The organism is Tardiphaga sp., from assembly GCF_028290495.1.
Lineage (GTDB): Bacteria > Pseudomonadota > Alphaproteobacteria > Rhizobiales > Xanthobacteraceae > Tardiphaga.
Genome location: NZ_JAQGJT010000160.1, coordinates 1 through 23,304 on the forward strand (window position 1 = coordinate 1; position 23,304 = coordinate 23,304).

The window sequence follows — 23,304 nt, forward strand, 5'->3', positions numbered from 1 at the left end:
CGCCGTCGCGGCGTGGCATGCGTCGTTCGGCTGACGCGCTCAAGACCCCGACCTATGCGGAAGACAAGGATTCCGGCGAACTGCGCCGCCCGCATCACCTCGACATGAAGACCGGCATGTACAAGGGTCGTCAGGTTCTGAAGATCAAGAAAGAATCCTGATCGCTGGTTCGATGGCGCGCCGCTTCGGCGGCGCTGCCCCTCGATCTTCAATCAAGGTTCAGAACAAGCAAGTCGAAGCGTCGGGCGGGTTCAGTAAGACTGTACTTCCGCCCGAATTCGCTCCAACTCTGGAGCTAATCGCTTGAATTCAGTGCGCGTCAGCGTCACTGGATAGCGCTTCTGATTCTCTCGCTTGCAAAGAAGGCCCCCGATGGCGTTTCCGCTGCTGCTGATTCCGCTGGCGATCTGCAACATCATCGTCTTTTTGATGCCCGACCTCGCGCTGTCGGCGCCGGTGCCGTTGTTCTCGATCCCGCTGATGTCGAAGGACATCTGGACGGTGACGCTGAACGACGTCCTGGTCGCGCTCGGCATCCTGTTGCTGCTGCTCGAAGTGACGCGTGCCGCACGGCCCGCTGCAAAATATTTCACCGACCATTTCCTGTCGCTGCTGGTGTTCGGCGCTGCCGCCGCCGAGTTCGTGATGCTGCCGAAATTCGGCAACTCCACCTTCTTCCTGATTACCCTGATCGCGATGGTGGATTTCTTCGCCGGCATTTCGCTGCGTGCCCGCCGTCCGCGTCGTGTGGTCGCCGTGGCGCCCGAACCCGTCCGCGCCGCGCCTGCGCCGCATTACGAGCCCCCTGCGCCGATGCCGGTCCCCGCGGCCGTTGTGGTGCCGCCGGCCGCTGCCGTCGCCGAAGCCGTGCTGATCGAACATCCCGAGCCTGCGAAGGTCGAGCCGAAGGTCGAGACCCGGATTGAGCCGAAGCTGGATTCGGTGGTCGAACCGCGGCCGGAATTCCAGCCGATCCCGCCCGAAGTCGTCGCCCAGACCTCGCCGCAGATCACCTCGCCGGACCTGCAGCCCGGCAATGGCGCGCAGCCGTCAAAGGACGTGCCGCCGGCCACGCGCTGAGTTCTTCCCCCGCCGTGAGGCGAGGCGGATGGTTCAGGCCGTCCGTCTGCCGAGCAGGCTGGGTGCTGCCGCATTCTGGTTCGCCACGGCCCGGTAGGCCGCTTCCACATCCGATATCTCGGCGCGGCGCAGCGCACGCGTCTGCGGGCTCTGCTCGGCGGTCGCAATCAACTGGGTGATGAAGAACGGGTCCGGCCGCGACAGGCTGTAACCCATCGGCGCGCCGCGCCGCAGCGGAGTGACCTCGACCAGCGCGTCGGCAGCCGCAGGCATGGCCGTGCTATCGCGCCGCAACGGCTGCGATGGCTGGCTGATCCTGCTGGTTCCGACAATCCGCATGGTGATTCGGTGTTCATCCGTCTCAATTCGGGACAGGTGTGCCCCTTCATGACTTACCTCGCAAGGGTCATGCCGCGCGGGCGGTCCAGTCTCGTCAACGCCCGTACAGCGTGCAAAGATTGGATTTCTCGAATCGTTGAGGAACTTCGGCTAGGTTCGGCGCGACCGAGCCGTCGCGATCTGAGGCGAATCACCGGCGGCGTCCCAAAACGAGGCGACTGTGACATCGGCCCCAACTCAGAACATGCCTCCGCAGGCCAATACGATTCTGGCGGCCCTGGGCCAGGCAGCCTTTGTCTGGGACATCGCCACCGATGCCATCGTCTGGACCGGCCAGGCCGCCGCCATCTTCAAGGACATTCCCCCCGCCGCGCTGGCGACCGGTGCCGGGCTGTCTTCGCTGATCGAGCCGCAGCGCGCCGTGCGCACCGAAGCGCTCGCCCAGGCGCTCGCGCAAGTGACGCCCTTGGGTGGTGCATCGTACCGGATCGAATACGGCGTTCGCGCCAGCACGAAGGATCCGGTGCTGTGGATCGAGGAGAGCGGGTGCTGCCTCGGCGCTGCCGACGGCAAGCCGCTGCGCGTGCAAGGCATCGTCCGCGTCAACGACGAGCGCCACGTTCGCGAGGAACAACTGCTCAAGCTGTCGCAGCATGATCCGGTGACCGGCGCGCTCAACCGCACCAGCCTGTTGCTGGCGCTCTCCGAAGCCATCGAGGAAACCTCGCGGTTTCGCTCGTCGTTTGTCTTCATGCTGATCGGCATCGACCATCTGGCGCGGATCAACGACGCCTTCGGCTTCGATGTAGCCGACGAGGTGATCGGCGAATTTGCCCGGCGGATTCGCCTGCGGCTGCGCGGCGGCGATGTGCTCGGCCGGTTCTCCGGCAACAAGTTCGGGCTGATCCTGAAGAACTGCAGCGTCGATGACGGCAATATCGCGGCCGAGCGATTCCTGCAGGGCATTCGCGACGAGGTGATCCCGACGCGCTCCAGCCCGGTTTCAGCGACAGCGTCGATCGGCGCGGTTTCGGCGCCGCGCTATGCGCGCACGGTCGACGAGACGGTAAACCGTGCGCAGGAAGCGCTGGAGATGGCCAAGCGCCGCCGGAACGGCAACTCGGCGATGTGGCGTCCCAATGTCGAGCGCGACGCGCAGCGCCGTGTCAACATCCGCGTCACCGACGAGATCGTCACCGCGCTGAACGAGCGGCGCATCGTGGTCGCGTTCGAGCCGGTGGTGCATGCCGGCACGCGCGAGCCGGCGTTCTACGAATGCCTGGTGCGGATGCAGCAGGAGGACGGCGGGGTTTTGTTGGCGCCGGACGTCGTGCCGGTTGCCGAGAAGCTCGGCCTGATCCGGCTGGTCGATCACCGCGTGCTCGAACTGGTGATGGCCGAACTGGTGGCCTCGCCGGACGTGCAGCTCAGCCTCAACATTTCGCCGGATACCACGATGGATCCGGACTGGTGGTCATCCATCGAATCGATGATGCGCGCCCATCCCGGCGTCGCCGAGCGGATGATTGTGGAGATCACCGAGACGGTGGCCATCCAGGATATCGATGACGTGCGTGGCTTCGTCACCCGCATCAAGAATTTCGGTGGACGCATCGCGATCGACGATTTCGGCGCCGGCTACACGTCGTTTCGCAACCTGCGCAAGCTCGGCGTCGATATCGTGAAGATCGACGGCGCCTTCGTGCACAACATCGCGCGCTCCGCCGACGACCGCGCTTTTGTGCAGACGATGATCGATCTCAACCGCAGGCTGGGGATCAAGACAGTGGCGGAGTGGGTGCAGGACGACGAATCCGCCGACCTGCTGCGCGACTGGGGTTGCGATTACATTCAGGGCAAGCTGACAGGTCTCGCCGCGCCGGAGCGGCCGTGGCTGGATGAGGCCGCATCGCCCAGACCCGCGACGGGGTAGCACTTTCTTCCTTCCCCTCGCCCCCGGGCGCCGCGAAGCGGCGTCTGGTGGGAGAGGGGGAGAAAAGGGCGCGCTTCGCCTCTAACTACTCTGTCTTCTGTTCCGGCTTTTGCTCGTGCGACATGCGCTCGAGCCGGTCCTGCATGTCCTTCATCTGGCGGCGTAGGTCGTCGATGTTGCCGGCGTCAGGCGCTGGCTCCGGTGCTTGCTCGGGCTCACCCGTCGGCATACCGCCGCGGGTCGGCACGAAAGGCTTGAACATCGAGAAGGTCTGCTGAAACAATTCCATGTTGCGGCGGACGTGTTCTTCCAGCGGCGCGAATGGCGTTATGCTGAAAGTGTTGGTCAGTTGCTTGCGGAATTTTTCCTGCTCGCGCGTCAGGCTGTCGATCGACTGCTCGAGATATTTCGGCACCACCATCTGCATGCTGTCGCCGTAGAAGCGGATCAACTGGCGCAGGAAGGTGGTCGGCAGCAGGCTCTGGCCCGCCTTGTTCTCCTGTTCGAAGATGATCTGCGCCAGCACCGAGCGGGTGATGTCGTCGCCGGTCTTGGCGTCGTAAACGAGAAAGTCCTCGCCATCCTTGACCATCGCGGCAAGGTCTTCGAGCGTCACGTATGTGCTGGTTCCGGTATTATAAAGCCGGCGGTTCGCATACTTCTTGATTGTCGTGGGCTGATCTGATTTCGCCATTGGGCTCACACATACACCGAGGACAGGGACCCCGTCGGCAATGCGCCAACGGAATTAACGTGGGGCAGCAACGCAATGCAGCAAAGAAAGCACTTTCAAAGGGCTTCGGCTACCGTTTTGTGCGCCACGGTTAAAATCGCAGCATCATTGTGCTATGCAAAGAGACATTGGTGGTAATTTGCGTGCGCTGCAGCAAATCGGCTATGGCTAATTGACAGTCCCGCGCTACGTTAACAGGATAGCTATCAATCGGATCTCGCCGCCTCGGCGGTCGCCGTTCAGAAAAAAAACTCAGCAAAAGGAGATGTCCATGTCCGACGATGTCGTCATCGTCAGCGCCGCCCGCACCCCGGTCGGCAGCTTCAACGGCGCGTTCGCCACCATGCCCGCGCATGATCTCGGCGCCATTGCCATCAAGGCCGCGCTGGAGCGCGGTGGTATCGAGCCCGGCCGTGTTTCCGAAGTCATCATGGGGCAGATCCTCACCGCCGCGCAGGGCCAGAACCCCGCGCGCCAGGCCTCGATCGCCGCCGGCCTTCCGGTGGAAACCTCGGCCTGGGGCGTCAACATGCTGTGCGGCTCCGGCCTGCGCACCGTCGCGCTCGGCTATCAGGCGCTGATGAACGGCGACTCCGAAATCGTGGTCGCCGGCGGCCAGGAATCCATGAGCATGGCCCCGCATGCGCAGTATCTGCGCGGCGGCGTGAAGATGGGCCCGGTGGAGTTCATCGATACCATGATCAAGGACGGGCTGTGGGATGCCTTCAACGGTTACCACATGGGCAACACTGCCGAGAACGTCGCGCAGAAGTACCAGATCACGCGCCAGCAGCAGGACGAGTTTGCGGTGCACTCGCAGCAGAAGGCCGAGGCGGCGCAGAAGGCCGGCAAGTTCAAGCAGGAGATCGTCCCCGTCACCATCAAATCGCGCAAGGGCGACATCATCGTCGATACCGACGAATATCCGCGTCACGGCGCTACCGTTGAGGCGATGGCCAAGCTGAAGCCTGCTTTCATGAAGGACGGAACCGTCACCGCCGGCTCCGCCTCGGGTATCAATGACGGCGCGGCCGCCGTGGTGCTGATGACCGCCAGGCAGGCGGCGAAGGAAGGCCGAACCGTGCTTGGCCGCATCGTGTCGTGGGGCCAGGCCGGCGTCGATCCCTCCATCATGGGCACCGGCCCGATCCCGGCGTCGCGCGCGGCGCTGAAGAAGGCCGGCTGGAAGATCGAGGATCTCGACCTGATCGAAGCCAACGAAGCCTTTGCGGCGCAGGCCTGCGCGGTCAACAAGGATCTCGGCTGGGATACTTCGAAGGTCAACGTCAACGGCGGCGCAATCGCGATCGGCCATCCGGTCGGCGCATCGGGCGCGCGCGTGCTGGTGACGCTGCTGCACGAGATGGAAAAGCGCGACGCCAAGAAGGGCCTCGCGACTTTGTGCATCGGCGGCGGCATGGGCATCGCGATGTGCATTGCACGCGACTAAACTTGCGGCGCTGCGTGCCGAAAACTTCGGCTCGCGATTGCACTGCACTCACTGTTAACAAAATGCCCGGCGCCTCGCGTCGGGCATTTCTACTTGATGTTCGTCACACAGCCGGATTTATTCATTGCTATAAAAAGAATGAGAATGAGGGAGGCAGCGAACATGGCACGTGTTGCACTAGTCACCGGGGGAACAAGGGGCATCGGCGCGGCGATCAGCAAGGCATTGAAGCACGCTGGCTATAGCGTAGCAGCCAGCTACGCCGGCAATGACGCTGCAGCGGAGAAGTTCAAGGGCGAGACCGGCATCCCCGTCTACAAGTGGGACGTCAGTTCGTTCGAGGCGTGCGCCGACGGCATCAAGAAGATCGAGGCCGATCTCGGTCCGGTCGATGTGCTGGTCAACAATGCCGGCATCACCAAGGACGGCGCGTTCCACAAGATGACGGCGGAGCAGTGGAATCTGGTGGTGAACACCAATCTCGGCTCGCTGTTCAACATGACGCGCCAGGTGATTGAAGGGATGCGGTTGCGGAAATTCGGCCGCGTCATCAACATCTCCTCGATCAACGGCCAGAAGGGCCAGTTCGGGCAGGTCAATTACTCCGCGGCCAAGGCCGGCGACATCGGCTTCACCAAGGCCCTGGCGCTGGAAAACGCCAAGCTCGGCATCACGGTCAACGTGATCTGCCCGGGCTACATCAACACCGAGATGGTGCAGGCGGTGCCGAAGGACGTGCTGGAGAAAAGCATCCTGCCGCTGATCCCGGTCGGCCGCCTGGGCGAGCCCGAGGAGATTGCCCGCGCGGTGATGTTTCTGGCCGCCGACGATGCCGGCTTCATCACCGGTTCGACGCTGACGGTGAATGGCGGGCAGTATCACGCGTAAAATTGCTCGCGACGCAGGCTCCCTCCAACCGTCATTGCGAGGAGCGGAGCGACGAAGCAATCCAGTTCTTCCCGCACTTGCGGCTCCTGGATTGCCTCGTTGCGATCGCAATGACGTGGAGGGACCTGCGCCTTCCACTCGGTCATGGCCGGGCTTGTCCCGGCCATCCACGTTTTGGGGTTGAGAAGATCGTGGATGCCCGGCACAAGGCCGGGCATGACGATCCCCACGCCTCCCCGCACGGCTACCCTGATCGGGCTTACCGCCATCCTGATGTGGTCGCTGTTGTCGGTAATGACGGTCGCCACCGGCCTGATCCCGCCGTTTCAACTGGCCGCCATGACTTTTGCGATCGGCGCGCTGGCGGCGTCGTTGAGCTGGATCGGCCGACCCGAGGCGGTCCGTGCGCTCCGGCAATCGCCGCTGGCCTGGGCGGTCGGCGTCGGCGGGCTGTTCGGCTACCACGCTTTGTATTTCGTTGCGCTGCGGCTGGCGCCGCCGGCCGAGGCCGGGCTGCTGAATTACCTGTGGCCGCTCTTGATCGTGCTGCTGTCGTCGCTGCTGCCCGGCGAACGGCTGCGGCCGCATCATGTGATAGGCGCGCTGCTCGGCCTTGTCGGCACGGTGCTGCTGCTGTGGGGCAATGTCTCCGCGCAACTGGCGCCCGGTCAGGCTGGCGGCCTGGTAGCGGCCTTTGTCGCTGCCTTCGTCTGGGCCGCCTATTCGGTGATGTCGCGCCGGCTCAAGGCGGTGCCGACCGACGCGGTGGCCGGGTTCTGCGCGGTCACAGCGCTGCTCGCCGCCGTGGCGCATCTGGCGATAGAGACCACGGTGTGGCCGCACACCTGGCTGCAATGGCTCGCGGTAATCGCGCTCGGCATCGGCCCGGTGGGAGCGGCATTCTACGCCTGGGACATCGGCATGAAGCGCGGTGACATCCGCGTGCTCGGCGCGGCCTCCTACGCCACGCCGCTGTTGTCCACCGCGTTCCTGATCCTCGCCGGCTACGCGCAGCCAAGCGCCAACCTCGCGCTGGCCGCAGCGCTGATCGCGGGCGGCGGACTGATCGCGGCGAAGGACATATTGCGCAAGCGCGGCTAGACGGGTTTCCAGCCTGCCGGCGCCATCTCGAACGTGGCAAAATCGAATCCCGGTGCGACGGTGCAGCCGACCAGCGTCCAGTCGCCGGTGGTGGTGGCGGCCTGCCACGCATGCGGTGGCACGATGCCCTGCGGTTGTTCGCCGGCGGCCAGATCGGGGCCCAGCTGGATCGCGCGGATGCCGTGATCGTCGGCGATCTGCAATTGCAGCGCGGCGCCGGCGTAATAATGCCAGACCTCCACCGCATCGATGCGGTGCCAGTGCGAGCGTTCGCCCTTTGCCAGCAGGAAGTAGATCGCCGTCGAGGCGGCGCGGCCGGTGGCATCGGTCGCTGCGTCGCGATAGGTCTCGCGAAAATGCCCGCCTTCGGGATGCGGCTTGAGTTCCAGCCGCGCGATGATCTCCGCCGCCGTCTGCATTACGACTTGTTCTTGCGCTCGCGCAGTTCGGCGAACACGTCGTCGGCGCTGGCGCCCTTCAGCCGGACGCCGGCGGCGACCGACGGCTCGTCGGCGCGCAGGAACACGTTGTACTTCTTCTCGTCGCCGAGCAGCGTCGGGATCGTCGGCTTGTTCTCCGCGCGCAGCCGCGTCACTTCTTCGGCCCAGGTCTGCAGATCTGGATTGTTCGGCTCGATGCCGAGCGCGAACTTGACGTTGGACGCCGTGTATTCGTGGCCGCAATACAGCCGGAAATCATCCGGCAGCGCGCGCAGCTTGAGCAGCGACTGCCACATCATCGGATAGCTGCCTTCGAACACCCGGCCGCAGCCGACCGAGAACAGCGTGTCGGCGGCGAACACCGCCTTTTCATTGTCGAACACGTAGGAAATGTGGTCGAGCGTATGGCCCGGCGTTTCCAGCACCCGCGCCAGCATATCGCCGACCCGCACCACGTCGCCATTTTCGACGCGCAGGTCGACCTGCTTGATCGGCGCCTGCTGGTCGTGCGGCGCCACCACGCGGCAATTATACTTGTGCTTGAGCTCGGCGATGCCGCCGACATGGTCGGCATGGTGGTGCGTGACCAGAATGTCGGTCAGCGTCCAGCCTTCGCGCTCCAGCACCTTGATGATCGGGCCGGCTTCCGGCGCATCGATCGAGGCCGTCATGCGGCTCTGCGGATCGTGGATCAGATAACCGAGATTGTCGGACAGGCAGGAAAACACGCGAATTTCGGCGGCCATGATATCTCCGGGATTCCTGAACGGTGCTGCGTTCTGACATATGGCGTTAACGCTGCCCCGGCAATGCGAGATTCAGGGCATCCCGGTCCCCGCCGACGTGGTAGAATCGACCCCATGACCATCGACGTGATCGACCTCCGGGATTTCTATTCGCGCCGCCTCGGTATTGTGGCGCGGCGGCTGATCAACCGCGGCATTCAGGCGCACTGGCCCGATGCGCAGGGCCAGCGCGTGCTCGGGCTGGGCTACCCGACGCCCTATCTCGGCCTGTTCCGGGAGAATTCCGAACGCTGCATCGCCTTCATGCCGGCGGCGCAGGGCGTGCTGAAATGGCCGACCGACAAGCCGGCGCTGGCCACTCTGGTCGATGAATTCTCGCTGCCGCTGCCGGATGCCGCCGTGGACCGGATCATTCTGGTCCATGCGCTGGAAATGTCCGACGATCCGGAGGGGCTGTTGCGCGAGATCTGGCGGGTGCTGGCGCCGTCCGGCCGGTTGATGGCGATCATCCCGAACCGGCGTGGCGTCTGGACCCGTACCGACAACACGCCGTTCGGCCACGGCCGGCCCTATTCGCGCTCGCAGATCACGGAACTGCTGCGCCAGACCTGGTTCACGCCATCAGCTTGGAGCGAAGCCTTGTTCATGCCGCCGTTCGGCGTCGGCTGGTTTCTGCGCTCCGCGATGGCCTGGGAGAAGCTTGGCGCCGCATTGTCGCTGCCGTTTGCCGGCGTGCATATCGTCGAGGCCACCAAGCAGGTCTACCGTGCGATCCCGGCGCACCGCGAGCGCACGCGGCTCATTCCCGCGCTGCAGCCGGTGCTGGTGCCATCCAGGCTGCAACGCGACGATGAGGATTTGCCGGAAGCGAAGCCGCAGGGGCGCTAGACAAAATAGCCACCGGCCCCTCCACGAGTCGTCCCCGCGCAGGCGGGGACCCATAGCCTCCGTCCCCTGTGTTTTGGCATAGCCTTGGCCACGGCGATTTTAGGCGCGATGACAGCGTGTATGGATCCCCGCCTTCGCGGGGGCGACGGCTGAGAGGCCATCGCGTAATCTCGAAAACTATTTCTCCGCCAGCGGATGCAGGTCGCGGACCAGGCTCTTCAGACGTTCTTCCACGACATGCGTGTAGATCTGCGTCGTCGAGATGTCGGTGTGTCCCAGCAGCGTCTGCACGATGCGCAGGTCGGCGCCGTTGTGCAGCAGGTGGCTGGCGAAGGCGTGGCGCAGCACGTGCGGGCTGACCAATGCGGGCGGGATGCCGGAGGCTGCCGCCAGTTCCTTGAGTTCGCGGGCAAAATGCTGCCGCGTCAGGTGGCCGCTCTCGCCGAACGACGGAAACAGCCATTTCGACACGCTGGTCTTCATCGCCCCGGATTTCTTCGGCTGCGAGCTTTGCAACTCGGCCATGGCGGCGAGATAATCCGCCATCGCCTGCTTGGCGGTTTCGTTGAGCGGCACCAGCCGCTCCTTGTTGCCCTTGCCGCGCACCACGATCATGCGGGCATCGCGCCGTGCCGCGGTCAGCGGCAGCGACACCAGTTCGGAGACGCGCAGACCGGTGGCGTACAGCACCTCCAGCAGGCAATAGAGCCGGGCATCGCGCAGCCGCTGCTGAATCGGCGTCGCCATGTTCTCGGCCAATGCCTTGGCCTGCACCAGCATGCGGTCGACATCGCCGATCGACAGCACCTTCGGCAGGCTGCGGCCGCGTTTGGGGCCGGACAGGATGGCGGCGGGATCGTCGGTGCGTAGCCGCTCGGTGAGCAGGAACCGGAACAGATGCCGTATCGCGGACAGCCGCCGCGCCACGGTGGTCGACTTGAAGCCGCGGCCGTCGAGGTCTTCGAGGTAATCGCGTAGCAACTGGGTGTCGGCGGCCTTGAAGCTGGAACGGACGCGCCCGGCGAATTCGGAGAAATCGGCGAGGTCGCGGCGGTAGGCGTCCAGCGTGTTCTCGCCGGCGCCCTGTTCGGCGGCCAGCATGTCGAGGAACAGGCTGGCAAGTTTGGCGTCGGAGGTCTTGGAAGTGCTCATGCGCAATCATAGCGCATGAGCCGAATCTCCGAAGCTGTTTTCGTCAGGTGCGCGGCACGATCGACGTCGCCTGCGACCACACCACCATCCAGTGCCCGTCGCGCCGCTCATAGGCGTCGGTGTGCCAGTAGTCGCCGGCCGGCACCTGGTGGCCGCCGAACATCACTTCGAGCCGCGCGCGATAGCGAATCACCGCGCTGGTTTCCTGCAGCCGAACGGCGATGTCGCCGGGCTCCCACACCAGATACTTGATGTGTCCGCCCGCCACCGCGCCGAGGTATTCGGCCTTCGACAGCACCACGCCGATCGGCGTGATCAACTGGAAGTCCGCCGCGTGCAGCGGTTCGGCCACGGCCATGTCGACGCTGACCAGCGCCCGCAGCCGGGTGCGTTCGATGTCGCGAAGCTGCTCGGCTTGCGGTGAGGTTGGTTCGGCGAAAGATGAAGTCACAGGAGGCTCCGTTAAAAGGGGATGCAAAGGGCTCAGGCGGTCACGACGAGGCCGTGGTCGATCAGGCTCTGCGCGGTGGCGCGAATGGCTTCATGGGCGGGCCGCGGCTGCCATCCCAGCAAGCGTTGCGCCTTGGCCGCGCTGACGCTGAGGTCGAGGTCGAGCTCGTGGACGATCATGCGCGATCGCGCGCTGAACGGCGCCATCAGCCGGATCATCCAGTTAGGCACGTCGCCTGACGGCAGCAGGGCGGCCCGCTCGGGAAAAGCCTCGGCGAGCACTGCCGCCAGGTCGCGCATCCACAGAAACTCGCCGGCGGCGATGAAGCGTTGGCCGGACGCCTCCGGATGCGTCATCGCGCGGATATGGGCATCGGCCGCGTCGCGCACATCGACGACGGCGACGCCGAACCGCGGCACCCGTTTCAGCCCGCCGTTCATCATCTGCAGAAGCAGTCCCACCGAGGTGCCGAACGCCTGTCCCAGCAACGGGCCAAAGATGATGCCGGGATTAATGACCGCGAGATCGAGTTTGGCTTCCCCGGCAAAGGCCCAGGCCGCGCGCTCCGCCAGCGTCTTTGATTTGTAGTACGGCGTGGCGCGCTGGCCGGCCGGATCGGTCCAGTCTTCTTCCGTGAAGGGCGCCACGCCGCTGCCGTGATTGGTGGCGGCGATCGACGAGGTTAGTACCACCCGCGTCACGCCGGCGCGCTGCGCCGCACGCAGCACCCGCAACGCGCCATCGCGCGCCGGGCCGATCAGCTCGTTCTCGTCGGCCGGTATCCCGGCCGGAAACGGCGAGGCGGTATGGATCGCGTAGCGGCAGCCGGCGGCCGCTTCGTCCCATCCGGCATCGGCGCGTAGGTCGGCTTCGACGAAGCGGAGCCTGCCGCGGTCGGCCGGCGTGGCGCAAATCTGCCGCGCGATCCGGTCGGTGTCGCCGATGCGGCGAAGGCTGCCTTTCACAGCGTAGCCTCCGGCCAGCAGTTGCCGGGCGATATGGCCGCCGAGAAATCCGCCAATCCCGGTCACCAGGACCGTGGGAAGCTCTGTCATGTTAAGTCCTTTTCGCGGATAGCGAGGGAATTCAAATTAGACACATGGACATAATTTGTCCAGTCGTCTTTTGACGCATTGGACAGAGGCTGTCAATCTGTCTGAATGACTGAACGCGACGGCAAATCCGATCACATCCTCGACGCCGCGCTGCCGGTGTTCGTGCGCCATGGCTTCCGCAAGGCCTCAATGGCCGATATCGCGCGCGCGGCGGGGATTTCGCGGGCGTCGCTCTATCTCAGCTTCAGCAGCAAGGAAGAGGTGTTCCGCGCCGGATCGACGCGTGCCCACGCGCGGACGATGCAGAACGTCGCGGCGGTGCTGGCGGGCCACGGCGACGTGTTCGAGCGGCTCGAAGCCGCCGTCGCCGTGTTTCACGACGGCCTGGTCGCGCCGTTTGCCGGCAGCGCTGATGCGGTCGAGTTGTTCGACGTCAACATGGCGCTGGCCAAGGATATTACGCTGGCGGCGCGCCAAAGGCTGGTGGCGCTGCTGGCGCAGGCGCTGGCCGATGCACAGACGGCCGGTGCAGTCGCCACGGACCGGCTGCAAGCCCGGCCCGCCGATATTGCGGGCGTCATCGTCGCCGCGATGGACGGGATCAAGCACGCGCCCGGCGACGGCGTCCAACGCGAAGAACACATGCGGCTCTTCATGCGTCTGCTGCGCGCTGCTATCGCTTGAGAAACTTGTCGGGCTGGATGGTCACGGTCATTTCCCGCGGCTTCGGATTGACGAAATTGGCCAGCGCGAACACCACGCCATAGACCATGCCGCCGAGCACGGCGACGATCGTCAGGAAGCGGAACAGGCTGGGCATGGCCGGAACTCGGGCGGTAATGGGTGGATCGTAGCGCGGCGGCCCGTCGGGTCAGCCACCCCTGTCGGATACAGATTGCGGGAGTCGCTGGCAACGCCCGTGCCGGGGCTGGTATAGGTGACGAAAATACGGCAATCCTTTGCGATCCCAATCCTTTGCCCATGCAATTCGTTGGCCGAACGTGGTTTTTACAGGTGAATTGATGTCCGAAACCGTCCTGCCGATCCATAGCGCAGCCCAGGAGGCCACGATTGTCGCGGCCTTGGGCAAGCGCTCGGTCGTGCTGGTCGGCATGATGGGCGCGGGCAAGTCGACGATCGGCCGGCGCATGGCGCTGCGGTTGCGGCTGCCCTTCGTTGACGCCGACAATGAGATCGAGGCCGCGGCGGGCATGTCGATCCCCGACATTTTCGAGGTCCACGGCGAGCCGCATTTCCGTGACGGCGAGGCGCGGGTGATCGCGCGGCTGCTGGACAACGGGCCGATCCTGCTGGCGACCGGCGGTGGCGCCTTCATGCGCGAGGACACCCGCAACCGGATTCGCGACAAGGCGATCTCGATGTGGCTGAAGGCCGACGCCGACGTCATCCTGCGCCGCGTCAGGCGCCGCGCCGACCGGCCGCTGCTGCAGAACGACGATCCCGCTGCGGTGATCGCCCGGCTGATCGAGGCGCGGCATCCGTTCTATGAGCAGACCGACATCACTATCGATTCGCGCGATGTGCCGCATGACAAGATCGTCGATGAATGCGTTATCGCGCTGCACGAGCACCTGTTCCGGCCGCGCGCGGCCTCCGCCATCTCCGAACCGACAGGCGATCCCTTGAGTCCGATCCTATGACCGCGCCGCTGAAGCACTCCGATCCTATTACCGTCGAGGTCGCGCTCGGCGAGCGCACCTACGACATCATCATCGGTCGCGGCGTGCTGCCGTCGCTGGGCGCGCGCATCAACGCGCTTCGGCCGGGCGTGCGCACCGTCATCATTACCGACCGCACGGTGTCCAGCCACTGGCTGGCGGCGACCGAAGCCTCGCTGGCGGAAGCCGGAATTCCCTGCTCGCATTTCGTCGTCGAGGACGGCGAAGGTTCCAAGACCTATGCCGGGCTCGAGAAAGTGTCCGAGGCGCTGATCGCGGCGAAGATCGAGCGCAACGATCTGGTCATTGCGCTGGGCGGCGGCGTGGTCGGCGATCTCGCCGGCTTTGCCGCGGCGATCCTGCGCCGCGGCGTCGATTTCGTGCAGGTGCCGACCTCGCTGCTGGCGCAGGTGGATTCCTCCGTCGGCGGCAAGACCGGGATCAATTCGCCGAAGGGCAAGAACCTGCTCGGCGCGTTTCATCAGCCGCTTCTGGTGGTGGCCGACACCGCGGTGCTGGATACGCTGTCGCCGCGCCAGTTCCGTTCCGGCTATGCCGAAGTCGCCAAATACGGCGTGCTCGGCGATGCCGCGTTCTTCGCCTGGCTGGAAGCCAACCATGCGGAGATCGTCCGCGGCGGTGCGGCGCGCGAACACGCCATCGCCACTTCGTGCCGCGCCAAGGCCGGCGTGGTGGCGCGCGACGAGCGCGAGAACGGCGAGCGCGCTTTGCTCAATCTCGGCCACACCTTCGGCCATGCGCTGGAAGCCGTCACCGGCTTCTCCGACCGGCTGTTCCACGGCGAGGGCGTCTCCGTCGGTATGGTGCTGGCGGCGCAGCTCTCCGCGCAACTCGGCATGATCGCGGACAGCGACGCTGCGCGCGTGCAACATCACCTCAACGAGGTCGGGCTGCCGACGCGCTTGCAGGACATTGCCGGCTTCACGCAGGAAGGCCTCGCGGATGCCGACGCGTTGATGGCGCTGATGGCGCAGGACAAGAAGGTGAAACGCGGCAAACTGACCTTCATCCTGCTTGAAGCAATCGGGCAGGCGGTGATCGCGGGCGATGTCGAGCCGGAAATCGTGCGGAACTTTCTGCAGGACAAATTGTCGGGATGAGCGCCTGTGCGCTTTGCCCGGATAACATCGACCAGACGCCGCGTCATACCGGGGCACACGCGGGACCAACATGAACTCGACCGCCTTCAACCTGCTGATCGCCTTCCTGCTGCTGGCGGCCAATGCCTTCTATGTCGCGGCCGAATTCGCGCTGGTGTCGAGCCGCGGCTTCCGCGTCAAGGCGATGGCCGATCAGAACCGCTTCGGCGCGCGCCTGCTGCAGCAGATGATGGGCAACGTCGAGGCCTACCTCGCCTGCTGCCAGCTCGGCATCACGATGGCCTCATTGGGATTGGGCTGGGTCGGCGAGCCTACCGTCGCAGCCTTGTTGAAGCCGGTGCTCGATCCGCTCGGTCTGTCTGAATCGGCGCTGCACTTCACCTCGTTCCTGACCGGCTTTCTGGTGTTCTCCTCGCTGCACATCGTGATCGGCGAGCAGGTGCCGAAGACGCTGGCGATCCGTCAGCCGGAGCCGGTGTCGCAGTGGATCGCCTATCCGCTCTACGTCTCCTACGTGCTGTTCTGGCCGCTGAACTGGCTGCTCAACAACGCGTCGCGCGCGGTGCTGCGACTACTCGGCGTACAGGAGAGCTCGCAACACGATATTCTGACCGGGCACGAGATCGAGGGGCTGGTCGGCCAGTCTCTCGAACACGGCAAGATGGAAAGCGGCGAGGCCGAATATATCCAGAACGTGTTCCGGTTCGGCGACCTCGCGGTGTCCGACGTGATGGTTCACCGCACCGCGATGGTGATGCTCAACGCGGATCTGCCGTCGGAGGATCTGGTGCGCGAGGTGCTGACCACCGAATACACCCGCATTCCCTTGTGGCGCGACAAGCCGGAGAACATCATCGGCGTGCTGCACGCCAAGGATCTGCTGCGCGCGATCCGCGCGGTCGATGGCGACACCGCGAAGATCGACGTGGCCTCGATCGCGCTGCCGCCGTGGTTCGTGCCGGAGATGCGGCCACTGTCGGATCAGCTGAAAGCGTTCCGCCGCCGCAAGACGCACTTTGCGCTGGTGGTCGACGAGTACGGCGAAGTCGAGGGCATGGTGACGCTGGAAGACCTGCTGGAAGAAATCGTCGGTGATATCTCCGATGAACACGACGTCGTGGTCGCCGGCGTGCGCGCCCAGCCGGACGGTTCGGTGGTGGTCGATGGCTCGGTGCCGATCCGCGATCTCAACCGCGCGATGGACTGGCATCTGCCCGACGAGGAGGCCACCACGGTGGCCGGGCTGGTGATTCACGAAGCCCGCTCGATCCCGGAGCGCGGCCAGAGTTTTACCTTCCACGGCTTCCGCTTCCGCGTGCTGCGCCGCGAGCGTAACCGCATCACCGCTTTGCGCATCGGCCCGGTGCCGACCGAGCCGGAACCGGTCGGCAAGAGGCCGCGGGCGGGAACGGCGTTTTAGGCGGAGGCTTCGGCCTTGGTCTGCGCTTTCAGCGCCAATGCGTGCACCGGGCCGGCGAGTTCCGCGGCCAGTGCGGTATTGATCATGCGATGACGGTCGATCCGGGTCTTCCCTTCGAAGGCGTCAGACACAATATCCACTCGGAAATGCGTCTCGCCGCCGGGCCTGTGGCCGCTGTGGCCTTCATGCAGATGTGACTCGTCGATCACGTGGAGGCTTTCGGGCACGAAGGCCTGATGCAACTTTTCTGTAATGGTATCTTTAATTGTCATGGCTGTTTCCTGCGGATCGGCTTAACGTTTTCGACCCATAATCGTCAATCGCCGGAAATCGGCGCAGCGAGGATCAGTAATCCGAATGTCAAGACTTGAAGCTTTTCGCGTTGCGTTGTCATAGTCCGCCATGGCCATCGACTCATCCAAATTCTTCGACTCCATCCGCATCAAGCCCAACAAGCTGAGCGCCAAGCAGCAGGCCGCCGCGCGCGAGGAAGCTGCGATGTGCGAGTGGCCGGAGTGCAAGAACAAGGGGCCGCACCGCGCCCCCAAGGGCCGCGCCAACGACAAGGAATACTGGCATTTCTGCCTGAACCATGTCCGCGAGTACAACCAGTCCTACAATTTCTTCTCCGGCATGACTCTGGATGCGGTGGCGTCGTACCAGAAGGACGCGCTGACCGGCCATCGTCCGACCTGGAAGATGGGCGCCAATGGCAGCAAGGGCAAAGGCAAGTCGGCCGAAGCCGACCTCGAAGGCGCAGCCGATCCGTTCGCGATGTTCTCGGAACTCAACGGCCGCAACCGCTGGCGCCCCGGTCCGGGCGCCAAGGCGGAAGCGCCGAAAGCCGAGACCCGCAAGATTTTCAACGCCGAGCGCAAGGCGCTGCAGGTGATGGGCCTCGGCCCCGACGCCACGCTGGAAACCGTGAAGTCGACCTACAAGGCGCTGGTCAAGCAGCACCACCCCGACGCCAACGGCGGCGACCGCTCCACCGAGGACCGGCTGATCGAGATCATCAAGGCGTATAATTACTTGAAGACCGTGGTTCGGGGTTCCTGAGCCCGTTGTCCCGGCTTTCGCCGGGAAGACAGCGCGTGTGGTCTGCAGCAATTCATTAAACATGTCCGCATCGCCGGCGTTTTTTTCGCCGCAATTGCGATTTTGGTCGCAATTAAGCCCCTGCGTAAAGTTTTAACAGTTTCGGACCAAGGGTATGGAACCCCAGCCCGCGGCCGGTTCGGCTTGCGAGTAGGGGGTGTTGGGGATAATCTGCGGCCAGCATTGGGCGTAGACGGTTGTTTCGGGGGTCAGATTACCCCTCGGCTGCGGAGTTTCGCTTTGATACATCGCTCGCTTGTTCGCGCGCTTGTCACCTCGGTTGTGCTGGCGACCAGCTTTGTGCTGGCCGGCTGCAATACCGACGAAATGTCACTCGCCAGCAACGCCAAGGCCAACAAGCCGGTCCCGGAAAAACTGATCGCCGACATGGCGGCCAAGGACATGGACTTGCAGTCGCCGATGCTGGTGCGGCTGTTCAAACAGGAGGCCGAGCTCGAAGTCTGGAAGCAGACTCGCTCCGGCCAGTTTGCGTTGCTCAAGACCTATCCGATCTGCCGCTGGTCCGGCGATCTCGGCCCCAAGGTCAAGGAAGGCGACCGCCAGGCGCCGGAGGGCTTCTACAACATCACGCCGGCGCAGATGAATCCGCAGTCGTCGTATTACCTGTCCTTCAACATGGGCTATCCCAACGCCTTCGACAGGTCGCTCGGCCGCACCGGCTCGCAGTTGATGGTGCATGGCGACTGTTCGTCGCGCGGCTGCTACGCGATGACCGACGAACAGATTTCGGACATCTACGCGCTCGGGCGTGAATCCTTCTTCGGCGGCCAGCGCTCGTTCCAGGTGCAGGCTTATCCGTTCAAGATGACGCCTGTGAACATGGCCAAGCACCGCAACAATCCGAACATGCCGTTCTGGAAGATGATCAAGCAGGGTTACGATCATTTCGAGGTGACGAAGCAGGAGCCCAAGGTCGAATTCTGCGAAAACAAGTACGTGTTCGATCCGGCGACGCCGGCGAACATGTCGCGTGCGCCGGTTTTCAACGCCTCCGCGAAGTGCCCGGCCTATAGCGTCGCGCCGGAGATCGCCGACGCCGTCAGCGAAAAGCAGCGCCAGGACGACGCCAAGACTGCCGAACTGGTCGCCAAGGGCGTCGCGGTGGCTGCGCGCCGTCCGGACATCGACGGCGGCATGAACCGTATCTTCGCCTCCAAGCTGCCGGAAGCCTCGACCGGCCTGTCGGACCCCATCATTCCCGGCGCGGATGCGGCCTTCGCCCGTGCCCCCGGCACGATCCCGCCGCACGTCAATCCGCCCAAGCCGAACATCGCGCCGACCTCGATGTCGCTGTTTGCGGCCGTGTCGCAGGATGAGCCGGTCGTCGAAGCTGCGCCCGGCACCCGCGTTGCCTCCGCGTCGTCGGAAGGCGGCTTCTTCAGCAATCTGGCCAAGAAGGTCGGCATCGGCGGATCGTCCGACACCACGGCGACCACCGCCAAGCCCGCGCCGGCCCCTGTCGCCGGCAAGCCCAAGCCGGTCCCGGCCAGCAAGCCCGCCGTCGCAGCCGCCAAGCCGGTGCTGACCCCCGCCGACGCCAAGCAGGCCAGCGCCGCCCCGCGCCCGCCGCTGAAGCCGGCTGCGTCCGACCAGCCGACGTCGTCCGGCGGCGGCTCCCTCGCCGGCGCCGCGCCGGTGGTGCCCGCCAACAGCTTCGACACCCGGTTCTCGGCGGTCAGGTAAGCTTGCTTCTCTCACGGAATTCGTAGCCCGGATGAGCGCAGCGACATCCGGGACCGGCTCGACCCAACCGATAGATATGAGATGGCCGTGCCGACTACGCACCTTGCGCCAGGAGCATCGTGCGCGTCCGTGATATCGCTGCGCTCATCCGGGCTACTGGCAAACGATCACCGATAGCCACGCGTAGGCTGGGTAAGTGCAGCCGATCGCGCGACGCGCGACGCGCGACAGTCGCGTGACCACCGATCAAACTCATCGTTAGGAATAATGAATCAGCCGCGTGGTGGGCACGGCACAACCGCGCCTTTGCCCACCCTGCAATTCGCTATCGGATCTAAACCCGATGCTTACGCATACCGTCCGTGGCAGTGCTTGTACTTCTTGCCCGAGCCGCACGGGCAGTCCTCGTTGCGGCCGACCTTGCCCCAGGTGTCCGGCTTGTTCGGATCACGGGCGGCGATGTCGGCTGCGGAGGGCTGCGCCAGCGCGGCGTTGGCGTAGGCCATCTCGTCTTCGCCGGTGTTGTAGTCGAGCTTGTGGGCTTCCATCACCGGCAGCTCGGGCTGCACATCCGGCGGTACGATCTCGACGCGCATCAACTGGGCGGTGACCGCCTCGCGCAGGTTGGCGATCATCGCCTCGAACAGGTTGTAGGCTTCCGCCTTGTATTCCTGCAGCGGATCGCGCTGGCCATAGCCGCGCAGGCCGATCACCTGACGCAGGTGGTCGAGCATCACCAGATGCTCGCGCCACAGATGGTCCAGCGTCTGCAACAGGATGGTCTTCTCGACGTAACGCATCACGTCGGGGCCCCACTGCGCCACCTTGGCGGCCATGTGCTCGTCGGCCTTCGCCTCGATACGTGACAGCAATTCCTCGTCGGCGATGCCTTCTTCCTTGGCCCATTCCTCGACCGGCAGGTCGAGATCGAGCACGCGGGTCAGCTCTTCCTTGAGGCCGGCCGTGTCCCACTGCTCGGCGTACTGGTTTTCGGGGATGTGCTTGGTGACGAGGTCCTCGACAAAGGCGCGGCGCATGTCGGCCACGGTGTCGGCGACGCTGTCGTTCTGCATCAGGTCGACGCGCTGCTCGAAGATTACCTTGCGCTGGTCGTTCTGGACGTCGTCGTATTTCAGCAGGTTCTTGCGGATGTCGAAGTTGCGCGCCTCGACCTTCTGCTGCGCCTTCTCCAGCGCCTTGTTGATCCACGGATGGATGATGGCTTCGCCTTCCTTCAGGCCAAGCCGGGTCAGCATGGTGTCGAGCCGGTCGGAGCCGAAGATCCGCATCAGGTCGTCTTCCAGCGACAGGAAGAACTTCGAGCGGCCGGGATCGCCCTGCCGGCCGGAGCGGCCGCGCAGCTGGTTGTCGATGCGGCGCGATTCATGACGCTCGGAGCCGATGATGTAGAGGCCGCCGGGGCGCGTCACGGTCCTGGCAGGCTTCGATCCCTTCGCGGGTTCGATCTCGGCGACTTCCTTGGCGTTCAGCACAATCTCGCGGAATTTGGCGATCTCGGCCTTGATCTCTTCGATCTTGGCGGCCTTCTCGGCTTCATCGGTAAGGTCGGCGGTCTCGATCGCGGAGCGCATTTCCAGCGATCCGCCGAGTTTGATGTCGGTGCCGCGGCCGGCCATGTTGGTGGCGATGGTGATCGCGCCGGGGACGCCGGCTTCGGCGACGATATAGGCTTCCTGCTCGTGGAAGCGCGCGTTCAGCACCGCGAACAGCTTGCCGGGCTTGCCGGCACGAGCTGCCGCATAGAGCTTGTCCATCGCCTTCGGCTTGTCGAATTCGATCTGCTTGTAGCCATGCTTCAGCAAATACTCACCGAGCATTTCCGATTTCTCGATCGAGGCGGTGCCGACCAGAACCGGCTGCATGCGCGAATTGGCGCGCTCGACCTCGGCCATGATGGCGGCGTGCTTCTCGTCCTGGGTGCGATAGACCTCGTCGTCTTCGTCCATGCGGCCGATACCGACATTGGTCGGCACCTCGACGACTTCGAGCTTGTAGATGTCGAACAACTCGTCGGCTTCGGTCAGTGCCGTGCCGGTCATGCCGGACAGTTTGGCATACATGCGGAAGTAGTTCTGGAAGGTGATCGAGGCCAGCGTCTGGTTTTCCGGCTGGACGGTGACGTGTTCCTTGGCTTCCAGCGCCTGGTGCAGGCCTTCCGAATAGCGCCGGCCCTGCATCATGCGGCCGGTGAACTCGTCGATGATGATCACTTCGTCGTCGCGGACGATGTAGTCCTTGTCGCGGTTGAAAAGCGAGTGCGCGCGCAGCGCCTGGTTGATGTGGTGCACGACGGAGACGTTCTCGACGTCGTACAGCGTCTCGCCCTTGAGCTGGCCGGCGTCGCGCAGCAGGGTTTCGATCTTCTCCATGCCATCTTCGGTCAGCGTCACCGTGCGCTGCTTCTCGTCGACCTCGAAGTCGGTCTTCTTCTCGAGCTTGGGCAGGAAGGTGTCGATGGTGTTGTAGAATTCCGAGCGATCGTCGAGCGGGCCGGAGATGATCAGCGGCGTGCGGGCTTCGTCGATCAGGATCGAGTCGACTTCGTCGACGATGGCGTAGAAGTGACCGCGCTGGACCATGTATTCCAGCCGGTACTTAATGTTGTCGCGGAGGTAATCGAAGCCGTATTCGTTGTTGGTGCCGTAGGTGATGTCGCAGGCATAGGCCTGCTGCCGCTCGCCGTCGTCGAGGCCGTGCACGATCACGCCGGTGGTGAGACCCAGGAAGCCGTAGATCTGGCCCATCCAGCCGCTATCGCGCTTGGCGAGGTAATCGTTGACCGTAACGACATGGACGCCCTTGCCGGCCAGCGCGTTGAGGTAGACGGCGAGGGTGGCGACCAGGGTCTTGCCTTCGCCGGTCTTCATCTCGGCGATGTCGCCCTCGTGCAGCACCATGCCGCCGATCAGCTGGACGTCGAAGTGACGCTGGCCGAGCGTGCGCTTGGCGGCCTCGCGGACGGTGGCGAAGGCGGGAACCAGCAGGTCGTCGAGGCTCTTGCCGGCAGCGATCTCCGCCTTGAACTCGGCGGTGCGGGCCTTCAACGCCTCGTCGGACAGCGCGGCGATCTCGGGTTCCAGCGCGTTGATGGCGGCGACGCGCGCGCTGTAGGCCTTGATGCGGCGGTCGTTGGCGGAGCCGAAGAACTTGCGGGCGAGCGCGCCGATCATAACGAAATCCTGTCTCTGCAGTTCGGCGCTGGCGCCGGGAGGGTGTCAGCGGGGCCAATAAGCCCCCCGGACGCATCAGGCAGGGGTCCCAAATCGGACCGGGCCATGATGAGTGGGAACGACGGTATCAAGGGTTCAGCACAAGGTAGCTTCAAGCCATCCTGGGCGAAAGCGTTCCAATGGTCACGGCGCAGCCGAAATCGCGCCATCGCCACCGGCCCGGTTTCGGAGAGATATGGCTGGGGCAGAGGGTTGTCAACGGCGGCGCTTGGCCGCGAACCTGTCAAGGATTTCATCATTTTGACAGAGTTTTCGCGTTGCCAAGTGGGGTCATTTAAGTGAGTGTCCCGCCGATCCCGACAGGCCACCTTCCGAGACAAGGATTTTCCATGACCTTCCCGATGCCCGCCAAGAAACCGGGCCAGCGCCCGGGGCTCCTTCTGGCCGTGACCGGCGCCTTCGCCGTGGCGCTGCTGTCCAGTTTCCCGGTCTACGCGCAGGACGCCAATCCGGTGCTGGCCAAGGTCAACGGCGCCGAGATCCGCCAGAGCGACGTCGCGATTGCCGAGGAAGAACTCGGCCCCAGCCTGGCGCAGATGGATCCCGCGACCAAGAAGGACAACGTGCTGTCGTTCCTGATCGACATGAAGATCGTCGCCAAGGCCGCCGAGGACAAGAAGGTCGCCGACCGCGAGGAATTCAAGACCAAGCTGGCGTTCGCCCGCAACCGCCTGCTGATGGACAGCCTGCTGGCCAGCGAAGGCAAGGCCGCGACCACCGACGAGGCCATGAAGAAGGTCTATGAGGACGCCGCCAAGCAGATCACCGGCGAAGC

Annotated in this window: 24 protein-coding genes and 1 pseudogene; 14 read left to right on the plus strand and 11 right to left on the minus strand. The window is 64.5% G+C overall.

Annotation, left to right across the window (positions count from 1 at the left end; genetic code table 11):
• Both rpmF and JWQ24_RS24335 read left to right on the plus strand, forming a co-directional pair.
• The coding region (rpmF, locus tag JWQ24_RS24330) for a 50S ribosomal protein L32 (RefSeq protein WP_299813762.1) at positions 1–161 on the plus strand (161 nt) is incomplete at its 5' end.
• A gap of 211 nt (positions 162–372) precedes the next feature.
• On the plus strand, positions 373–1,080 hold the full coding sequence (locus JWQ24_RS24335) for a hypothetical protein (RefSeq protein ID WP_299813697.1): 708 nt from the start codon (positions 373–375) through the stop codon (positions 1,078–1,080).
• Between the two features lie 33 nt (positions 1,081–1,113).
• On the opposite strand, the gene JWQ24_RS24340 is transcribed toward JWQ24_RS24335, so the two are convergent.
• Positions 1,114–1,353 carry a hypothetical protein gene (locus JWQ24_RS24340; RefSeq protein ID WP_299813700.1) on the minus strand — a complete coding sequence of 80 codons (240 nt, stop codon included), beginning with the start codon at positions 1,351–1,353 and terminating at the stop codon, positions 1,114–1,116.
• A 310-nt stretch (positions 1,354–1,663) separates the two neighbouring features.
• On the opposite strand from JWQ24_RS24340, the gene JWQ24_RS24345 reads away from it, so the two are divergent.
• On the plus strand, positions 1,664–3,352 hold the full coding sequence (locus JWQ24_RS24345) for a bifunctional diguanylate cyclase/phosphodiesterase (RefSeq protein WP_299813767.1): 1,689 nt from the start codon (positions 1,664–1,666) through the stop codon (positions 3,350–3,352).
• 85 nt (positions 3,353–3,437) lie between these two features.
• Here the strand turns inward: JWQ24_RS24345 and phaR are convergent, their stop codons facing one another.
• A complete protein-coding gene (gene phaR / locus JWQ24_RS24350) occupies positions 3,438–4,046 on the minus strand; it encodes a polyhydroxyalkanoate synthesis repressor PhaR (protein ID WP_299813703.1) in 609 nt (202 codons plus the stop codon).
• Positions 4,047–4,356: 310 nt separating this feature from the next.
• Between phaR and JWQ24_RS24355 the strand changes: the two genes are divergently transcribed.
• Positions 4,357–5,535, plus strand: a complete 1,179-nt coding sequence (locus tag JWQ24_RS24355; RefSeq protein ID WP_299813706.1) for an acetyl-CoA C-acetyltransferase — start codon at positions 4,357–4,359, stop codon at positions 5,533–5,535.
• Positions 5,536–5,697: 162 nt separating this feature from the next.
• Positions 5,698–6,423: an acetoacetyl-CoA reductase gene (phbB, locus tag JWQ24_RS24360; protein WP_299813709.1), complete on the plus strand. Its 726-nt coding sequence runs from the start codon at positions 5,698–5,700 to the stop codon at positions 6,421–6,423.
• On the opposite strand, the gene JWQ24_RS24365 is transcribed toward phbB, so the two are convergent.
• Positions 6,414–6,641, minus strand: a complete 228-nt coding sequence (locus JWQ24_RS24365; protein WP_299813711.1) for a hypothetical protein — start codon at positions 6,639–6,641, stop codon at positions 6,414–6,416. The genes phbB and JWQ24_RS24365 overlap by 10 nt on opposite strands.
• On the opposite strand from JWQ24_RS24365, the gene JWQ24_RS24370 reads away from it, so the two are divergent.
• On the plus strand, positions 6,640–7,524 hold the full coding sequence (locus tag JWQ24_RS24370; RefSeq protein ID WP_299813714.1) for a DMT family transporter: 885 nt from the start codon (positions 6,640–6,642) through the stop codon (positions 7,522–7,524). The two genes, JWQ24_RS24365 and JWQ24_RS24370, sit on opposite strands and share 2 nt — an antisense overlap.
• Here JWQ24_RS24370 and JWQ24_RS24375 read toward each other — a convergent pair.
• Together JWQ24_RS24375 and gloB are read right to left on the minus strand one after the other, a co-directional pair.
• Positions 7,521–7,943 carry a cupin domain-containing protein gene (locus JWQ24_RS24375; RefSeq protein WP_299813717.1) on the minus strand — a complete coding sequence of 141 codons (423 nt, stop codon included), beginning with the start codon at positions 7,941–7,943 and terminating at the stop codon, positions 7,521–7,523. The two genes, JWQ24_RS24370 and JWQ24_RS24375, sit on opposite strands and share 4 nt — an antisense overlap.
• Positions 7,943–8,710, minus strand: a complete 768-nt coding sequence (gene gloB, locus JWQ24_RS24380; protein ID WP_299813720.1) for a hydroxyacylglutathione hydrolase — start codon at positions 8,708–8,710, stop codon at positions 7,943–7,945. The genes JWQ24_RS24375 and gloB overlap by 1 nt, the downstream gene beginning before the upstream one ends.
• A gap of 114 nt (positions 8,711–8,824) precedes the next feature.
• On the opposite strand from gloB, the gene JWQ24_RS24385 reads away from it, so the two are divergent.
• Complete coding sequence (locus JWQ24_RS24385; protein WP_299813723.1) at positions 8,825–9,598, plus strand: methyltransferase domain-containing protein; 774 nt, start codon at positions 8,825–8,827, stop codon at positions 9,596–9,598.
• Between the two features lie 177 nt (positions 9,599–9,775).
• Here JWQ24_RS24385 and xerD read toward each other — a convergent pair whose 3' ends face one another.
• From xerD to JWQ24_RS24400, 3 genes are read right to left on the minus strand one after another with little or no spacing between them, the layout of a single operon-like run.
• Positions 9,776–10,750 carry a site-specific tyrosine recombinase XerD gene (gene xerD / locus JWQ24_RS24390; protein WP_299813726.1) on the minus strand — a complete coding sequence of 325 codons (975 nt, stop codon included), beginning with the start codon at positions 10,748–10,750 and terminating at the stop codon, positions 9,776–9,778.
• Between the two features lie 43 nt (positions 10,751–10,793).
• The gene (locus JWQ24_RS24395) at positions 10,794–11,201 is read right to left on the minus strand and encodes a nuclear transport factor 2 family protein (RefSeq protein WP_299813729.1); all 408 of its coding nucleotides are present in this window, start codon (positions 11,199–11,201) and stop codon (positions 10,794–10,796) included.
• Between the two features lie 32 nt (positions 11,202–11,233).
• Complete coding sequence (locus tag JWQ24_RS24400; protein ID WP_299813732.1) at positions 11,234–12,256, minus strand: aldehyde reductase; 1,023 nt, start codon at positions 12,254–12,256, stop codon at positions 11,234–11,236.
• A gap of 105 nt (positions 12,257–12,361) precedes the next feature.
• On the opposite strand from JWQ24_RS24400, the gene JWQ24_RS24405 reads away from it, so the two are divergent.
• Positions 12,362–12,940: a TetR/AcrR family transcriptional regulator gene (locus tag JWQ24_RS24405; protein ID WP_299813735.1), complete on the plus strand. Its 579-nt coding sequence runs from the start codon at positions 12,362–12,364 to the stop codon at positions 12,938–12,940.
• On the opposite strand, the gene JWQ24_RS24410 is transcribed toward JWQ24_RS24405, so the two are convergent.
• A complete protein-coding gene (locus JWQ24_RS24410) occupies positions 12,930–13,076 on the minus strand; it encodes a histidine kinase (RefSeq protein ID WP_299813738.1) in 147 nt (48 codons plus the stop codon). The two genes, JWQ24_RS24405 and JWQ24_RS24410, sit on opposite strands and share 11 nt — an antisense overlap.
• A gap of 202 nt (positions 13,077–13,278) precedes the next feature.
• Here JWQ24_RS24410 and JWQ24_RS24415 point away from each other — a divergent pair, with 202 nt between their 5' ends.
• From JWQ24_RS24415 to JWQ24_RS24425, 3 genes are all read left to right on the plus strand, one after another.
• Positions 13,279–13,917: a shikimate kinase gene (locus tag JWQ24_RS24415; RefSeq protein WP_299813741.1), complete on the plus strand. Its 639-nt coding sequence runs from the start codon at positions 13,279–13,281 to the stop codon at positions 13,915–13,917.
• Positions 13,914–15,056, plus strand: a complete 1,143-nt coding sequence (aroB, locus tag JWQ24_RS24420) for a 3-dehydroquinate synthase (RefSeq protein ID WP_299813744.1) — start codon at positions 13,914–13,916, stop codon at positions 15,054–15,056. Before JWQ24_RS24415 ends, aroB begins: the two co-directional genes overlap by 4 nt.
• Before the next feature lie 70 nt (positions 15,057–15,126).
• On the plus strand, positions 15,127–16,476 hold the full coding sequence (locus JWQ24_RS24425; RefSeq protein ID WP_299813747.1) for a hemolysin family protein: 1,350 nt from the start codon (positions 15,127–15,129) through the stop codon (positions 16,474–16,476).
• Here JWQ24_RS24425 and JWQ24_RS24430 read toward each other — a convergent pair.
• A complete protein-coding gene (locus JWQ24_RS24430; RefSeq protein ID WP_299813750.1) occupies positions 16,473–16,748 on the minus strand; it encodes a BolA family protein in 276 nt (91 codons plus the stop codon). The two genes, JWQ24_RS24425 and JWQ24_RS24430, sit on opposite strands and share 4 nt — an antisense overlap.
• A gap of 130 nt (positions 16,749–16,878) precedes the next feature.
• On the opposite strand from JWQ24_RS24430, the gene JWQ24_RS24435 reads away from it, so the two are divergent.
• Entirely contained in the window at positions 16,879–17,535 is a 657-nt protein-coding gene (locus JWQ24_RS24435) for a DnaJ domain-containing protein (protein ID WP_299813752.1), read from the plus strand.
• A gap of 279 nt (positions 17,536–17,814) precedes the next feature.
• Positions 17,815–19,278: a hypothetical protein gene (locus JWQ24_RS24440; protein WP_299813755.1), complete on the plus strand. Its 1,464-nt coding sequence runs from the start codon at positions 17,815–17,817 to the stop codon at positions 19,276–19,278.
• A gap of 347 nt (positions 19,279–19,625) precedes the next feature.
• On the opposite strand, the gene secA is transcribed toward JWQ24_RS24440, so the two are convergent.
• A complete protein-coding gene (secA, locus tag JWQ24_RS24445) occupies positions 19,626–22,469 on the minus strand; it encodes a preprotein translocase subunit SecA (protein ID WP_299813759.1) in 2,844 nt (947 codons plus the stop codon).
• A gap of 389 nt (positions 22,470–22,858) precedes the next feature.
• On the opposite strand from secA, the pseudogene JWQ24_RS24450 reads away from it, so the two are divergent.
• Positions 22,859–23,304: pseudogene (locus JWQ24_RS24450) on the plus strand (peptidylprolyl isomerase); the annotation flags it as partial.

Bases quoted from the DNA above. Each gene is read 5' to 3' on its own strand.
- JWQ24_RS24400 (WP_299813732.1), bottom strand. From the start codon at position 12,256: ATGACAGAGCTTCCCACGGTCCTGGTGACCGGGATTGGCGGATTTCTC.
- JWQ24_RS24365 (WP_299813711.1), bottom strand. From the start codon at position 6,641: ATGCCCGGCCTTGTGCCGGGCATCCACGATCTTCTCAACCCCAAAACG.
- phaR (WP_299813703.1), bottom strand. From the start codon at position 4,046: ATGGCGAAATCAGATCAGCCCACGACAATCAAGAAGTATGCGAACCGC.
- aroB (WP_299813744.1), top strand. From the start codon at position 13,914: ATGACCGCGCCGCTGAAGCACTCCGATCCTATTACCGTCGAGGTCGCG.
- xerD (WP_299813726.1), bottom strand. From the start codon at position 10,750: ATGAGCACTTCCAAGACCTCCGACGCCAAACTTGCCAGCCTGTTCCTC.
- JWQ24_RS24340 (WP_299813700.1), bottom strand. From the start codon at position 1,353: ATGCCTGCGGCTGCCGACGCGCTGGTCGAGGTCACTCCGCTGCGGCGC.
- JWQ24_RS24405 (WP_299813735.1), top strand. From the start codon at position 12,362: ATGACTGAACGCGACGGCAAATCCGATCACATCCTCGACGCCGCGCTG.
- gloB (WP_299813720.1), bottom strand. From the start codon at position 8,710: ATGGCCGCCGAAATTCGCGTGTTTTCCTGCCTGTCCGACAATCTCGGT.
- JWQ24_RS24355 (WP_299813706.1), top strand. From the start codon at position 4,357: ATGTCCGACGATGTCGTCATCGTCAGCGCCGCCCGCACCCCGGTCGGC.
- JWQ24_RS24370 (WP_299813714.1), top strand. From the start codon at position 6,640: ATGACGATCCCCACGCCTCCCCGCACGGCTACCCTGATCGGGCTTACC.
- JWQ24_RS24345 (WP_299813767.1), top strand. From the start codon at position 1,664: ATGCCTCCGCAGGCCAATACGATTCTGGCGGCCCTGGGCCAGGCAGCC.
- JWQ24_RS24385 (WP_299813723.1), top strand. From the start codon at position 8,825: ATGACCATCGACGTGATCGACCTCCGGGATTTCTATTCGCGCCGCCTC.
- JWQ24_RS24435 (WP_299813752.1), top strand. From the start codon at position 16,879: ATGGCCATCGACTCATCCAAATTCTTCGACTCCATCCGCATCAAGCCC.
- JWQ24_RS24415 (WP_299813741.1), top strand. From the start codon at position 13,279: ATGTCCGAAACCGTCCTGCCGATCCATAGCGCAGCCCAGGAGGCCACG.
- phbB (WP_299813709.1), top strand. From the start codon at position 5,698: ATGGCACGTGTTGCACTAGTCACCGGGGGAACAAGGGGCATCGGCGCG.
- JWQ24_RS24425 (WP_299813747.1), top strand. From the start codon at position 15,127: ATGAACTCGACCGCCTTCAACCTGCTGATCGCCTTCCTGCTGCTGGCG.
- JWQ24_RS24430 (WP_299813750.1), bottom strand. From the start codon at position 16,748: ATGACAATTAAAGATACCATTACAGAAAAGTTGCATCAGGCCTTCGTG.
- secA (WP_299813759.1), bottom strand. From the start codon at position 22,469: ATGATCGGCGCGCTCGCCCGCAAGTTCTTCGGCTCCGCCAACGACCGC.
- JWQ24_RS24375 (WP_299813717.1), bottom strand. From the start codon at position 7,943: ATGCAGACGGCGGCGGAGATCATCGCGCGGCTGGAACTCAAGCCGCAT.
- JWQ24_RS24335 (WP_299813697.1), top strand. From the start codon at position 373: ATGGCGTTTCCGCTGCTGCTGATTCCGCTGGCGATCTGCAACATCATC.
- JWQ24_RS24410 (WP_299813738.1), bottom strand. From the start codon at position 13,076: ATGCCCAGCCTGTTCCGCTTCCTGACGATCGTCGCCGTGCTCGGCGGC.